Source organism: Hydrogenophaga palleronii NBRC 102513 (genome assembly GCF_001571225.1).
GTDB lineage: Bacteria > Pseudomonadota > Gammaproteobacteria > Burkholderiales > Burkholderiaceae_C > Hydrogenophaga > Hydrogenophaga palleronii.
This window is the reverse complement of record NZ_BCTJ01000001.1, coordinates 436,806-450,296: the sequence shown is the minus strand read 5'-3', so window position 1 is coordinate 450,296 and position 13,491 is coordinate 436,806. Positions and strand designations below refer to the sequence as shown.

Annotated in this window: 10 protein-coding genes; 4 read left to right on the top strand and 6 right to left on the bottom strand. The window is 67.4% G+C overall.

Annotation, left to right across the window (positions count from 1 at the left end; genetic code table 11):
* Positions 1-6: 6 nt before the first annotated feature.
* Both HPA01S_RS02030 and HPA01S_RS02025 read right to left on the bottom strand, forming a co-directional pair.
* Positions 7-1,782 carry a nitrite/sulfite reductase gene (locus tag HPA01S_RS02030; protein WP_066265937.1) on the bottom strand — a complete coding sequence of 592 codons (1,776 nt, stop codon included), beginning with the start codon at positions 1,780-1,782 and terminating at the stop codon, positions 7-9.
* 22 nt (positions 1,783-1,804) lie between these two features.
* Positions 1,805-2,596 (bottom strand): sulfite exporter TauE/SafE family protein, encoded by a 792-nt coding sequence (locus HPA01S_RS02025; RefSeq protein WP_066265935.1) that lies wholly within the window; start codon positions 2,594-2,596, stop codon positions 1,805-1,807.
* 165 nt (positions 2,597-2,761) lie between these two features.
* On the opposite strand from HPA01S_RS02025, the gene HPA01S_RS02020 reads away from it, so the two are divergent.
* The gene (locus HPA01S_RS02020) at positions 2,762-3,571 is read left to right on the top strand and encodes a hypothetical protein (protein ID WP_066265932.1); all 810 of its coding nucleotides are present in this window, start codon (positions 2,762-2,764) and stop codon (positions 3,569-3,571) included.
* On the opposite strand, the gene HPA01S_RS02015 is transcribed toward HPA01S_RS02020, so the two are convergent.
* The gene (locus tag HPA01S_RS02015; RefSeq protein ID WP_066265930.1) at positions 3,568-4,740 is read right to left on the bottom strand and encodes an FAD-dependent oxidoreductase; all 1,173 of its coding nucleotides are present in this window, start codon (positions 4,738-4,740) and stop codon (positions 3,568-3,570) included. The genes HPA01S_RS02020 and HPA01S_RS02015 overlap by 4 nt on opposite strands.
* A 36-nt stretch (positions 4,741-4,776) precedes the next feature.
* Positions 4,777-5,055 carry an oxidative damage protection protein gene (locus HPA01S_RS02010; RefSeq protein ID WP_066265928.1) on the bottom strand — a complete coding sequence of 93 codons (279 nt, stop codon included), beginning with the start codon at positions 5,053-5,055 and terminating at the stop codon, positions 4,777-4,779.
* Between the two features lie 283 nt (positions 5,056-5,338).
* Between HPA01S_RS02010 and HPA01S_RS02005 the strand changes: the two genes are divergently transcribed.
* Positions 5,339-6,109 (top strand): ferredoxin--NADP reductase, encoded by a 771-nt coding sequence (locus HPA01S_RS02005; protein WP_066265926.1) that lies wholly within the window; start codon positions 5,339-5,341, stop codon positions 6,107-6,109.
* A 115-nt stretch (positions 6,110-6,224) separates the two neighbouring features.
* Positions 6,225-6,716 (top strand): disulfide bond formation protein B, encoded by a 492-nt coding sequence (locus HPA01S_RS02000; protein ID WP_245638552.1) that lies wholly within the window; start codon positions 6,225-6,227, stop codon positions 6,714-6,716.
* A 24-nt stretch (positions 6,717-6,740) separates the two neighbouring features.
* Here HPA01S_RS02000 and argA read toward each other — a convergent pair whose 3' ends face one another.
* On the bottom strand, positions 6,741-8,081 hold the full coding sequence (argA, locus tag HPA01S_RS01995) for an amino-acid N-acetyltransferase (protein ID WP_066265922.1): 1,341 nt from the start codon (positions 8,079-8,081) through the stop codon (positions 6,741-6,743).
* Between the two features lie 152 nt (positions 8,082-8,233).
* Between argA and hrpA the strand changes: the two genes are divergently transcribed.
* A complete protein-coding gene (gene hrpA / locus HPA01S_RS01990; RefSeq protein WP_370670974.1) occupies positions 8,234-12,076 on the top strand; it encodes an ATP-dependent RNA helicase HrpA in 3,843 nt (1,280 codons plus the stop codon).
* Positions 12,077-12,230: 154 nt separating this feature from the next.
* On the opposite strand, the gene HPA01S_RS01985 is transcribed toward hrpA, so the two are convergent.
* The gene (locus HPA01S_RS01985; protein WP_066265917.1) at positions 12,231-13,409 is read right to left on the bottom strand and encodes a pyridoxal phosphate-dependent aminotransferase; all 1,179 of its coding nucleotides are present in this window, start codon (positions 13,407-13,409) and stop codon (positions 12,231-12,233) included.
* Between the last annotated feature and the right edge of the window lie 82 nt (positions 13,410-13,491).

Below are 13,491 nucleotides of genomic sequence, written 5' to 3'. Positions count from 1 at the left end.
CTGTCCTCAGGCGGGTGCGCGTGCCGTGCTGGTGCGCACCGCGTTGGCGGCGGTCTTGAACGGGTCGGCGCCGGTGCGGCGCAGGGTGGACACGAAGGTCTCGTTGCCGTTGCGTTGCAGGCGGTAGGTGTCGAGCAGGGCTTCGATCACGTCAGGCACTTCGCTGGCGGCGAACGACGGGCCGATGACCTTGCCGGGCATCGGCTCGCCCGACAGGCGTGCGCCATCGGAGCCGCCCAGCGTGACCTGGTACCACTCCTGGCCGTCCTTGTCGACGCCCAGGATGCCGATGTGCCCGCTGTGGTGGTGGCCGCAGGAGTTGATGCAGCCGCTGATGTGCAGGTCGATCTCGCCCAGGTCGTGCAGCTCGTCGAGGTCGGTGTAGCGGCCCAGGATGGCTTGCGCCAGCGGCAGCGAGCGTGCGTTGGCGAGGTCGCAGAAATCACCGCCGGGGCAGGCGATCATGTCGGTCAGCAGGCCGATGTTGGGCTTGGCCAGACCGAGGCGGCGCGCCTCGCGCCAGAGTTCGGGCAACTGGTCGCAGCTGACCCAGGGCAGCAGCAGGTTCTGCTCGTGCGTCACGCGGGCTTCACCGGCCGAGAAACGTTCGGCCAGATCGGCGGCGCGTTCCAGCTGGTCGGCCGTGGCGTCGCCAGGGGCCTGGCCGAAACGCTTGAACGACAGCGTGACCGCGCGCAGATCGGGGTTCTGGTGCGGCTTCACGTTCTGCTGCAGCCAGCGGCTGAACTCCAGATCGTCTTCGGCCGCGGCCTTGAGGATGTGGGCGATCTTGGCGTCGGCGCTCTTGCGGTCGCAGCGCAGTTGGGGCGGCACGAAGAAAGCGCTCACGCGGTTCAGTTCGGCCTGGCTGATGGTGTGCGGTGCGCCGTCTTTCTCGACGATATCGCGGTACTCGGCTTCCACCTGGTCGGTGTAGGCCTGGCCCTCGGCCTTCACCAGGATCTTGATGCGGGCCTTGTAGATGTTGTCGCGGCGGCCGAAGCGGTTGTAGGCGCGCACCACGGCTTCGAGGTAGTTGAGGATCTGGTGCCAGGGCAGGAACTCGCGGATCACGCTGCCGATGATGGGCGTGCGGCCCATGCCACCGCCCACACGCACCTGAAAGCCCAGCTCACCGTCCACATTGCGCAGCAGGCGCAGGCCGACGTCGTGCCAGGCCGTGGCCGCGCGGTCTTCGCGCGCGCCGGTGATGGCCACCTTGAACTTGCGCGGCAGAAAGGCGAACTCGGGGTGCAGCGTGCTCCACTGGCGCAGGATTTCCGCGAACGGGCGCGGGTCTGCCACCTCGTCAACCGCAATGCCGGCCAGCGCGTCGGTGGTGATGTTGCGGATGCAGTTGCCGCTGGTCTGGATGCCGTGCATGCCGACGCTGGCCAGCAGGTCCATCACGTCGGCCGAGCGCGACAACGGAATCCAGTTGTACTGCACGTTCTGCCGCGTGGTGAAGTGGCCGCAGCGGTCGGGCAGGGTGGGCACTTCGCTCAGGCCGGCGTTGGCCTTGGACACGTCGTGATCTTCCTTGTGGTCGTAGTCGCGCGCGATCTTGGCCAGAACACGCAACTGCGGGCTGGAGATCTCGCCATACGGCACGGCCACGCGCAGCATGGGCGCGAAGCGCTGCACGTACCAGCCGTTCTGCAGGCGCAGTGGCTTGAACTCGTCTTCCTTGAGCGTGCCGGCCTGCCAGCGGGTGAGCTGGTCGCGGTACTGGGCGGCACGCAGGTGCACGAACTGGCGGTCAAAGTCGGAATATTGGTACATCGTTTTCGTGGAGCTTCAGAAATCAGAGAGCGATCAGCTTGGTGCCGGCATAAGCCAGCAGCACCGACAGCGCGGAGCGCACCAGGCGTTCGGGGGTGTGGCGCATCAGTCTTGTGCCGAGCCAGATGCCGGGCAGGGAGCCGGCCAGCAGCTTGCCCAGCAGTGGCCAGTCAACCGAGCCCAGGCTGGCATGGCCGAGACCCGCGACCAGCGTGAGCGGCACCGCATAGGCGATGTCAGCGGCCACGATGCGAGGCAGGGGCAGCAGGGGAAACAACAGCAACAGCACCGACACGCCGATGGCGCCCGCGCCCACCGAGGTGAGCGTGACCAGGGTGCCGATCACCGCACCGAACAGCACCGGCAGGCTCCAGTGGCGCGCCTGCGTGGCTTGCGCCAGCTGGCCGGTGGGGAGGTCGCGCGGCAGCTGTTTGCCACGTGCGGCCTTGTAGAGCATGGCAGCTGCGGTCAGCAGCAGCGCCACACCCAGGGTGTTGGTCATGATGGATTGCACCGCATGGCTGGCCGGGCCCAGCTGGCGCAGCAGCAACAGCGTCAACAGCGCCGCGGGCAGGCTGCCGGCACTCAGCTGGCCCACCACGCGCCAGGGCACCAGCTTCTGGCGCGCCAGTTGCACCGTGCCACCCATCTTGGTGACGGCGGCAAACAGCAGGTCGGTGCCGACTGCCAGGTACGGTTTGATGCCGAAGAAAAAGATCAGGATCGGGGTCATCAACGAACCGCCGCCCACACCCGTGAGACCCACGATGAGTCCCACGGCGAATCCGGCCAGGATGATGGCGATGTCAGGCATGGGCGGGACTTTAAAGACGAGGTGATATATCCCAAACGATTTTTTGCTCATGGGGATATAGCCGACAGGCATAAGAAAATGGACGCGTGCCGAAATGCACGAGCGGCGGCCGTTTATCGCTTCGAATCGACCGAGCATCGCCTGGCTGGGCGTAACATGCGCGCAATGCCAAAACAGCGTGTCCTGGTCCATGTGGTGGGGTTTTCGGATGTCGAGCGCCATGCGCTCAACACCGTGTTCCGCCTTTCCCAGGAGCGGGAGCTGTCTTACAAACCGTGGATGCCGATGACGGCCACGGGCGCGGTGGCCCCGGTGGCGGCTCAAGTGGTATTGGTGGATGGCGAGAGCCTGGAGGCGGTGCTGTCCCACGCCAAGGGAATGCCGGCGGGGCAGAGGCTGATCTGGGTCGGTGCCGATGCCCCCGAGCACGCCTGGCGTGTGTTGCAGCGTCCCATTGAATGGGCAGCGGTGCTGCACGATCTGGACCTCGTGTTTGCCGCCCGGCAAGTCGACTCCGGCCATCTTGATCTGGATGTGACCTTGCCCGGCCCCCTCGACTTTGATCTGGAAATGGACGTGGATGAGCCGGTCCACACCGTGCGGCGAGCCCTGGTGGTTGGTGCCGACGAGCAGGAAGGTACCTACCTGCGCACGCGGCTGGCGCTGGCCAAGGTGGGGCTTGTGGACGAGGCGGTCGACGTGCAGTCCGCGCTCGATCTGATGCAGCGCTACCGCTATGTCTGCGGCGTGTTCAACCTGGACGACCACCGCATGGACGTCTGGGCCATGATGAGCCTGTTCGTGCAGCGCAACCCGCAAGCGCTCACGCTGGCCTCGACCGAGCTGGCGGGCCCGCTGGCGGGCTGGTGGCGGCGACGCCGTGTGCGCCGCGACGCGCACCGGGTGGGCATCACGGCCCTGGTGGAGCGACCGTTCCAGCCGCGCCAGATCTCGAGCTGGCTGGACCTGATTTAGGCCGCCGGCTGCTGGCGCCGGGCCTGTTTCCAGGCGAAGCGCGCGGGATCGATCGCCGCCAGCAGATCGGCCCAGGCATCGGATGCCGGCTCTTGATTCATTCGTGCCGCCAGCTGCTCCGCGCACCAGTGCGCCAGCGTGAGTCCACGCGAGCCCATGGCGCTCAGCATGAACAGGCCGGGCAGGCGCGGCGTGTCCTGCAGCGCCACACGGCCGCGGCGCGGGCCGGCATGGGCCATCAGGGTGTGCAGCGCAGCGGTATCGGGCAGGGCGCCCGCCAGCGGCAGGCGGTCGAGTGAGGCGCAGCGCACCTGGGCCCAGCCCAGCAGGCGGCCTGAGGCCAGCGCATTGCGCAGGCCCAATGCGGCCGGAGGGCACAGCGCTTCAAGGCTGGTGGCGTTGCGTTCGTGGGCGGAGTCGTTCAGGCTGCTGTTGTCTTCGCCACGGTCGTAGGTCGAGCCCATGGCCCAGAGGCGCGCCGGCCAGCGGGGTGGCAGCCCCGTGTCTTCGTACAGGGGCACAAACACGCCGTTGTCGCGCTGCGGCCTGGGTGCCAGCGCTTCGCCGTCCAGCGCCGCCAGGCTCATCTGTCCCTTGACCGGGCGCAGCGGCAAGGCCTCGTCCGGCACCAGCCGGGAAGCCTGTGCGACCAATGCCTGGCTACCGTAGGCCGAAGCCACGACCACCGTCGGGGCCTCGGCCAGGGTCTGGCCGTCGGGCCCCTGCGCCAGCCAAAGGCCGTCGCGGTGCTCCAAACGATTCACCCGTGTGTTCCACCGCATCTCCAAGGGACTGGCGTGCGCTGCCTCGGCCAGCCAGGCCTGCACCAGGGCGGCGGGCCGCACCATGGCCGCGGGCCAGCGGCCGGCATCGTGGCCGCGGTTGTCGACCTCGCAGGCCTGCCAGCCCTGGCCCTGCGGCACCAGGCGCTGCAGCTCGGCCAGCGTGCTGGCCACACCGAGTGCGGACAGGCGCGACAAGGGCGTGGGTGCGCGGGTCACGTGCGGGCTGAGCATGCCGACCGGCAAAGCGGAGGCACCCCGGGCGGGGCCGTCGGCGGCATCCAGCAGCGTGAGGCGCCAGCCGCGCCGCGCCAACGCGGCGCAGGCAGCAGCCCCGGCCAGGCCGGCACCGATCACCAGGGCGTGGCGTTGTGGAGTGGTGGGCACAGGGGAGGGCGCGGCGGCGGCGCCGCGCCGGAACGATCAGCTGCCTTCGGCCGGCGGCACATAGCCGGCAGCGGCATCGGCGCCGTCACCGAAGAAGTGCTTTTCCATCTGGCGGGCCAGGTACTGGCGGGCGCGTGCGTCGGCCAGGTTCAGGCGGTTCTCGTTGAGCAGCATGGTCTGGTGCTTGAGCCAGGCGGCCCAGGCTTCCTTGCTGACGTTTTCGTACAGGCGTTTGCCCATCTCGCCCGGGTAAGGAGGGAAGTCCAGGCCTTCGGCCTCCTTGCCGAGTTTGATGCAGTGAACGGTGCGTGCCATGGCGAAATCCTCGGAAGTGGGTTAGATGGTTTGGTTATAACGGTCGGAACAAATTAATCGTTCCCGGGCCGGCAAAACGGCGGCATGATCCGGGACTCTTTGTTCGTCGGCGCAGTTCGCCGGTGGTGGTCGCGGGGCCCCTGGGGCACCCGGGAAGCCCGCCACTGTAGCAAGGTTTCGGAGCCCGCCATGCCGGTGGGGCCTGCCGATCACCCCGCCAGCCGCCGGGCCGACCCGCTTTTTTACAATACGGGGTTCGACCCCTTCCCCTTCAGGAACTTTCATGAGTGCATTTCTGGAAGAGCGCGTGCTCAGCGTTCACCACTGGACCGACCGGCTGTTCAGCTTCACCACCACGCGCGACACCTCGCTGCGTTTCTCCAATGGCCACTTCACCATGATCGGCCTTCGCGTGGATGGCAAGCCGCTGCTGCGCGCCTACAGCATCGCCAGCGCCAACTGGGCCGACCACCTGGAGTTCCTGAGCATCAAGGTGCAGGACGGTCCGCTCACCTCGCGCCTGCAACACATCCAGGTGGGCGACACCCTGCTGGTCGGGCGCAAGCCCACGGGCACGCTGCTGATCGACTACCTGCTGCCGGCCAAGCGCCTGTACCTGCTGGGCACCGGCACCGGGCTGGCGCCGTTCATGAGCGTGATCCGCGACCCCGAGACCTACGAGCGTTACGAACAGGTGGTGTTGATCCACGGCGTGCGCCAGGTCAAGGAGCTGGCCTACCGCGAGCTGATCACCGAACAGCTCAAGCAGGACGAGTTCCTGGGCGACATGATCAAGCAGAAGCTGCTGTACTACCCCACGGTTACCCGTGAGCCCTTCATGCACCAGGGCCGCATTCCGCAACTGCTGGCCGATGGCGTGATCGCGAAAGACCTGGGCCTGCCGCAGCTGAACCCAGCCGAAGACCGCGTGATGATCTGCGGCAGCCCTGAGATGCTGCGCGACCTCAAGGCCCTGTGCGAAAAGCGCGGCTTCAAGGAAGGCAACACCACCACGCCGGGGGATTTCGTGATCGAACGCGCCTTCGTCGGCTGAGGCGAGGGAACTTGCGGCAGACTGCAGGGCTCATTGCTCTGTCGCCCTCGGCGGCTGCCGCCACTCCACTTCAGGACTTCCCTTGAACGCCCCTCTTGCCCCGGTCCGGCCTTCGCTGCTGACCCAACACCCGCGCCGCATCCTCGGCCTGATCGCGGCCGCCTGCGCCGCCATGCTGGCCTTCGGCCTGTACCTGCAGCACGTCGTCGGGCTGGAGCCGTGCCCCATGTGCATCGTGCAGCGTTACGCGCTGGTGGCGGTGGCGCTGGTGGCCGGTCTTTCGGCGTTGTTGAAGGGCCGCGTGGCACGCCACAGTGGTGTAGCGCTGATGGGCCTGCTCGCCGTCTTCGGAGCCTTCACGGCCGCGCGCCAGAGCTGGTTGCAATGGAACCCACCGGAGATCATGAGTTGCGGGCGCGACTTCTTCGGCATGATCGAAGCCTTCCCGCTGCGCCGGGCGATCCCCATGATCTTTCGTGGCAGCGGCGACTGCTCGGTGATCGACTGGACCTTCCTCGGCCTGTCGATCGCGAACTGGTCGTTCCTGTGCTTCTCGGCCATCATCGCGCTGGCCGTGGCGCTCTGGGTGAAGCGGCCCGCCGCCTGACGCGGCCCGCGCCCGCGCGGGCCCTCAGCCGAGCTTCTTCACCAGCACCTGGCTCTTGCGGTCCCAGTTGTACTTGCGCTTGCGCGCCTCGGGCAGCCAGTCGGCGCTGACCTGCACGAAGCCACGTTTGACGAACCAGTGCATGGTGCGGGTGGTGAGCACGAAGATGCTTTGCAGGCCCTGTGCCTTGGCGCGCGCCTCGATGCGCTTGAGCAGGCGTTCGCCATCACCCTGGCTCTGGGTGTGTGGTGAGACCGTGAGCGCGGCCATTTCGCCGGTGCGCTCTTCCGGGTAGGGATAGAGCGCGGCGCAACCGAAGATCACGCCGTCGTGTTCGATGATGGTGTAGTTGCCGGCGTCGCGTTCGATCTCGGTGCGGTCGCGCTTGACCAGCGTGCCGTCCTTCTCGAACGGTTCGATCAGCGCCACGATGCCGCTCACGTCGTCCATGGTGGCCTCGCGCACGCTCTCCAGCTTTTCGTCCACCACCATGGTGCCGATGCCATCGTGGGTGTAGATCTCCAGCAGCAGCGCGCCGTCCACCGCGAACGGCAGGATGTGGCTGCGCTCCACGCCGCCTTCGCAGGCGCGGATGCAGTGCTGCAGGTAGAACGCGGTGTCGGTCGGCTGGGTGGCCATGGGCAGGGCAGCCAGCATCTTTTTGGCGTCTGCCAGCGGCAACTCGGTGTCGATGTCGCTTTCTGGATTGGTGTTGTCTACGCGGATGCCCGGCACTTCGGTCAGGAACATCAGCTTGTCGGCCTGCAGCGCAATCGCCACCGAGGTCGCCACGTCTTCCATCGTGAGGTTGAAGGCCTCGCCGGTGGGCGAGAAGCCGAAAGGCGAGAGCAGCACCATGGCGCCCATGTCGAGCGTGCGCTGGATGCCGTCGGTATCGACCTTGCGCACCAGGCCGGAGTGGATGAAGTCCACGCCATCGATCAGGCCCACCGGGCGGGCGGTGATGAAATTGCCCGAGATCACCCGCACCGTGGCACCGGCCATGGGCGTGTTCGGCAGGCCCTGGCTGAAGGCGGCTTCGATCTCGTAGCGCAGCTGGCCGGCGGCTTCCTGCGCGCAGTCCAGCGCCACGGCGTCTGTGATGCGCATGCCATGCGAATAGCGGGCCTCGTGCCCCTTGAGGCGCAGCTGCTCGTTGACCTGCGGCCGGAAACCGTGCACCAGCACGATGTCCACGCCCATGCTCTGGATCAGCGCCAGATCCTGCGCCAGCTTCTCCAGCTTGCCGGCGGCGATGGCCTCGCCCGCGATCCCGACCACGATGGTGTTGCCACGGTGTTTGTGGATGTAGGGCGCGACCGAGCGGAACCAGGGGACGAAGGTGAAGTTGAAAACAGTGGACATGGGTTGGTGGTCGGGCAGGCGGTGGGCCGGGCGCGGATAATGGCCGGCTGCCCGATTTTGACCGAAGTTCCCCCTTGTCCTCCACACCGCTGCACATCGAGTTTCCAGAGACGCTGCCCGTCTCGGCCCGCCGCCACGAGATCGAGGCCGCGATGCGCGAGCACCAGGTGGTGATCGTCTGCGGTGAAACCGGCTCGGGCAAGACCACCCAGATCCCCAAGATCGCGCTCGCCATGGGCCGCGGAAAATGCAACGCGAAGCCGGGCCAGCGGGGGCAACTGATCGGCCACACCCAGCCGCGGCGCATCGCCGCTTCCAGCGTGGCCAAGCGCATTGCGGAGGAGCTCAAGACCCCGCTGGGTGATGTGGTCGGCTACAAGGTGCGCTTCCAGGACCGGCTCTCGAAGGACGCGTCGGTCAAGCTGATGACCGACGGCATCCTGCTCGCCGAGACGCAGACCGACCCCGACCTGCGGGCCTACGACACCATCATCATCGACGAGGCGCACGAGCGCAGCCTCAACATCGACTTCCTGCTGGGTTACCTGCGCCAGTTGCTGCCGCGCCGGCCCGACCTCAAGGTGGTGGTGACCTCCGCCACCATCGACGCCGACCGTTTCGCGCGTTATTTCGCCTCAACCAAAGGGCCGGCACCGGTGCTGATGGTGTCGGGCCGCACCTTCCCGGTGGAGGTGCGCTGGCGCCCGTTCGAAGAGAGCCGTGAGTATGACCTCAACAGCGCCATCACCGACGCGGTGGATGAACTCTGGCGCGGCCCTGCGGGCGGTGACATCCTGGTCTTTTTGCCCGGCGAGCGCGAGATCCGCGAGGCCGCCGACCACCTGCGCAAACACCTGAGCCACATCCCGACCTTGCGCAACGCCGAGGTGCTGCCCTTGTTCGCACGCCTGTCGCAAGCCGAGCAGGACCGCATCTTCCAGGACCACCACGGACGGCGCATCGTGCTCTCGACCAACGTGGCCGAGACCTCGCTCACCGTACCCGGCATCCGTTTCGTGATCGATGCCGGCACCGCGCGCGTCAAGCGCTACAGCTTCCGCCAGAAGGTCGAGCAGCTGATGGTCGAGCCCATCAGCCAGGCCGCGGCCAACCAGCGCGCCGGGCGTTGTGGCCGCGTGGCCGACGGCATTGCGATCCGCCTCTATGACGAGGCGGGCTTTGCCGGCCGCCCCGCGTTCACCGACCCGGAAATCCTGCGCAGCTCGCTCGCCGGTGTGATCCTGCGCATGAAGGCCCTGAGGCTGGGCGCGGTGGAAGACTTCGCCTTTATCGAAGCACCGCAGAAACGCGCCATCGTCGACGGCTATCAGTTGCTGTCGGAGCTGGGCGCGGTGGACGACGGCAACGAACTCACGCCGATCGGCCAGACGCTCTCGCGCCTGCCGCTGGACCCGCGGGTGGGCCGCATGATTCTCGAAGCGCAACAGCGCGGTGCGCTCGACGAGGTGCTGGTGATTGCCTCGGCGCTGAGCGTGCAGGACGTGCGCGACCGGCCGCTGGACAAGCAGGCCCAGGCCGACCAGGCGCAGGCCAAGTTCGACGACGAGAAGAGCGAGTTCAGCGGCACGCTCAAGCTATGGAAATGGCTGGGAGACAGCCGGGGCGGGCACGGCGAGACGCACAAGCTGAGCCACCGCCAGTACGAGAACCTGCTGCGCGAAAACTTCATCAACGTGCGGCGCGTGCGCGAGTGGCGCGACATCCACAGCCAGCTGCACACGGTGGTGGCCGAACACAAGTGGCGGCTGAACGACAAGCCCGCCAGCTACGAGCAACTGCACCTGGCCATGTTGTCCGGCCTGCTCGGCAACGTGGGGCAGAAGCACGAAACCGAAGACGTGTACCTCGGCGCGCGCGGCATCAAGTTCCACCGCCACCCGGGCGCCAACCTGAGCAAGCGGCCGGGACGCTGGATCGTCTGCGCCGAGCTGGTGGAAACCACGCGCCTGTTCGGGCGCGGCATCGCCGGTATCGAGCCGCAGTGGCTGGAGCAGGTGGGCGGCCACCTGATCAAGAAGCAACTGCTCGATCCGCACTGGGAAAAGAAAGCCGCGCAGGTCACGGCGCTGGAGCGCGCCACGCTGTACGGGCTGGTGGTCTACAACGGCCGGCGCACCGACTATGGCCGCGTGGACCCGGCCGGCGCGCGAGAGATCTTTATCCGCGAAGCCCTGGTGGCCGGCGAGTGGGACACGCGCCTGCAGTTCCTGGCCGCCAACCAGAAACTGGTGCGCCAGGTGGCCGAGCTGGAGCACAAGTCGCGCCGGCAGGACGTGCTGGTGGACGACGAACTGATCTACGCCTTCTACGACCAGCAATTGCCCGCGCACATCTGCAACGGCGCGGCCATGGAGCGCTGGTACCGCGACGCGGTGCGCGAGAACCCCAGGCTCCTGCTGCTCACCCGCGAAGAGCTGATGCGCCACGAAGCGGCCGGCATCACCACACAGACCTTCCCGAAGACCCTGCGCCTGGGCGGTGTGGATTGCGCCTGCAGCTACCTGCACGAACCGGGCGACCCGCGCGACGGCCTGTCGGTCACGTTGCCGATCTTCGCGCTCAACCAGGCCAGCGAAGACCGCTGCGACTGGCTGGTGCCCGGCATGCTCAAAGACAAGGTGCTCGCGCTGCTCAAAACATTGCACCAGCGCCCACGCTCGCGCCTGGTGCCGCTGCCGGCCACGGCCGAGAAGTTCGCGCAGGCCTTGTGCGAACCCACCGCGTTCGGCACCGGCAACCTGATGGACGCGTTGCTCAAGCTGGTGCGCGCGGCCACGCAGCTCGACATCGTGCGCAACGACATCAAGGTCGACATGCTCAGCGCCCACCACTTCATGCACCTGCGCGTGGTCGATGAACATGGCCGCCAACTGGGGCAGGGCCGCAACCTGGGCGCGCTGAAAGCCGAACTCGGCGCGCAGGCGCGCGGCGCGTTCCAGGCGCTGGCGCAACTCAAGCTCGCGCCGGCGAACGAGCCTTCACCGGCTCCCGCTGGCGGCAGAGGGCAGGGTGCGGGTACCGTGCAGGCGCGAGGCCCTCACACCAACCCTCCCCCGTCAGCGGGAGAGGGCGCGAAGGCTTCATCGGCGAACCGCCCCAGCGCCACGCAACGCCACACCACCTGGGCCTTCGGCGAACTGCCCGAGTTGATGGAAATCCAGCAGGGCAAACAAACCCTGATCGGTTTCCCCGCCCTGGTGGACGATGGCGATGCCGTGCGCATCGAGGTGTTCGACGAACCCGAGGTGGCGCAGGCGCGCCATCGCGAGGGTTTGCGGCGCCTGTTCGCGCTGCAGATCAAGGACGCGCTGAAGTACCTGGAGAAAAACCTGCCCGGCCTGCAGACCATGGGCGTGGCCTACATGCAGGTCGGCAAGGACAGCGGCGCCGGCGGCACTCTCGAAGAATTGCGTGCGCAAATCCTGGAGCTTGCGCTGGACCGCGCCTTCCTCGGTGATCCGTTGCCGACCGATGAGGCCGCCTTCAAGCGCCGAGTGGAAGAAGGGCGCGGACGCCTGACCTTGATCGCCAACGAGATCGCGCGCAGCGCCGGCACCGTGCTTACCGAGTACGCTGCCGCTGCACGCAAGCTCAAGGACGGCAAGCCGCCGGCGGATGTGGCGAGCGACATCACGCAGCAGCTGCAGCGCCTGGTGGGCAAACGTTTTCTGGTGCAGACGCCTTACGCGCAACTGCAGCACCTGCCGCGTTACCTCAAGGCGGTGCAGCTGCGGCTCGACAAGCTGCGTGCCGACCCGGCGCGCGATGCCGGCAAGCTGGCCGAACTGCGCCCACAGGACCAGCGCTTCTGGCGTCTGGTGGCCGAGCGCAAGGGTGTGCAAGACGCGCGTCTGCAGGAGTTGCGCTGGCTGCTCGAAGAGCTGCGCGTGAGTTTCTTCGCGCAGGAGCTGCGCACGCCGCAGCCGGTGAGCCTGAAGCGGTTGGAAAAGTGCTGGGTGCAACTGAACAGTTGACCCCGCGCTTTCGGTGATGCTCACATTTTCCCGAAGGGCATGTGATGCCGGCGCCACAAGGCCTGGGCGCTGTTGAACCGTTGAACCTGGCCCGAAGCGCGCGTGCGCCGCTGAGCCGCTGAGCCGCTGAGCCTGTGCGGTCAGCGGCGGCGCGTCACAGGCGGGCCAGCCGCTGGAGCGCCTCGCGCAGCGTGTCGTCTTTCTTGGCGAAGCAGAAGCGCACCACGCGCTGGTCAAAGCCGTTGCCGTAGAACGCCGAGAGCGGGATGGCGGCGACACCGATCTCTTTCGTCAGCCACTGGCAGAACTCGGCCTCGGGCAATTCGCGTTCGGGCACTGCGAGCTGCGAGATGTCCACGCACTGGAAGTAGGTGCCTTCGCCCGGCAGCAGGCGAAAGCGCGTGGCGGCCAGGCCTTCGCGGAACAGGTCGCGCTTGTGCTGGTAGAAGGCCGCCAGTTCCAGATAGGGCGCGGGGTTGGCCATGTGGCTGGCCAGCGCGTGTTGCACCGGGGTGTTGACGGTGAACACGTTGAACTGATGCACCTTGCGGAACTCGGCCGTGAGCGCGGCCGGCGCGACCACGGTACCGACCTTCCAGCCCGTCACGTGGTAGGTCTTGCCGAAGCTGCTGACGATGAAGGCGCGCGCGGCCAAGCCGGGGAAACGCGCCGCGCTCTGGTGCGCCTGGCCGTCGAACACCATGTGCTCGTACACCTCGTCGCTGATCAGCAGCACCTCGGTGGGCGCCAGCAGGTCTTGCAGGCGCTGCATGTCGGCTGCGCTCCAGACCATGCCGCTGGGGTTGTGCGGGCTGTTGATGATGAGCGCGCGGGTGCGCGGCGTGATGGCGGCGGCGATGCGGTCGAAGTCGGGCCGGAAGCTGCCGGGGATCAGCGGCACGCGCACCGGCACGCCACCGGCGAGTTCGATGTTGGGCACGTAGCTGTCGTAGCAAGGTTCGAGCACGATGACCTCGTCACCCGGCTGCACCACGGCGAGTATGGCGGTCAGGATGGCCTGCGTGGCACCGGCCGTCACGGTGATCTCGGTGTCGGGGTTGCAGCGCAGGCCGTACAGCGCCTGCATCTTGGCGGCCATGGCCTGGCGCAGTGCCGGCACCCCCGTCATTGGCGGGTACTGGTTGTGGCCCGCCTTCATGGCCGCGGTCACCGCGTCCACCAGCGCCGGGTCGCAATCAAAGTCCGGAAAGCCCTGGCCCAGGTTCACCGCCTTGTGCTCGGCCGCCAGCGCCGACATGACGGTGAAGATGGTCGTGCCGACGTTGGGCAGGCGCGAGGTGAGGGCGGGGGTGTGGACGGCGGGAGAGGTCATGGCGTTGTTGCGAAATCGTGGGAGTGCGGTGCATCGTCCAGAAAACCCGCGGAACTGGCTTTGCCAGGCCGCAGGTGTTGCC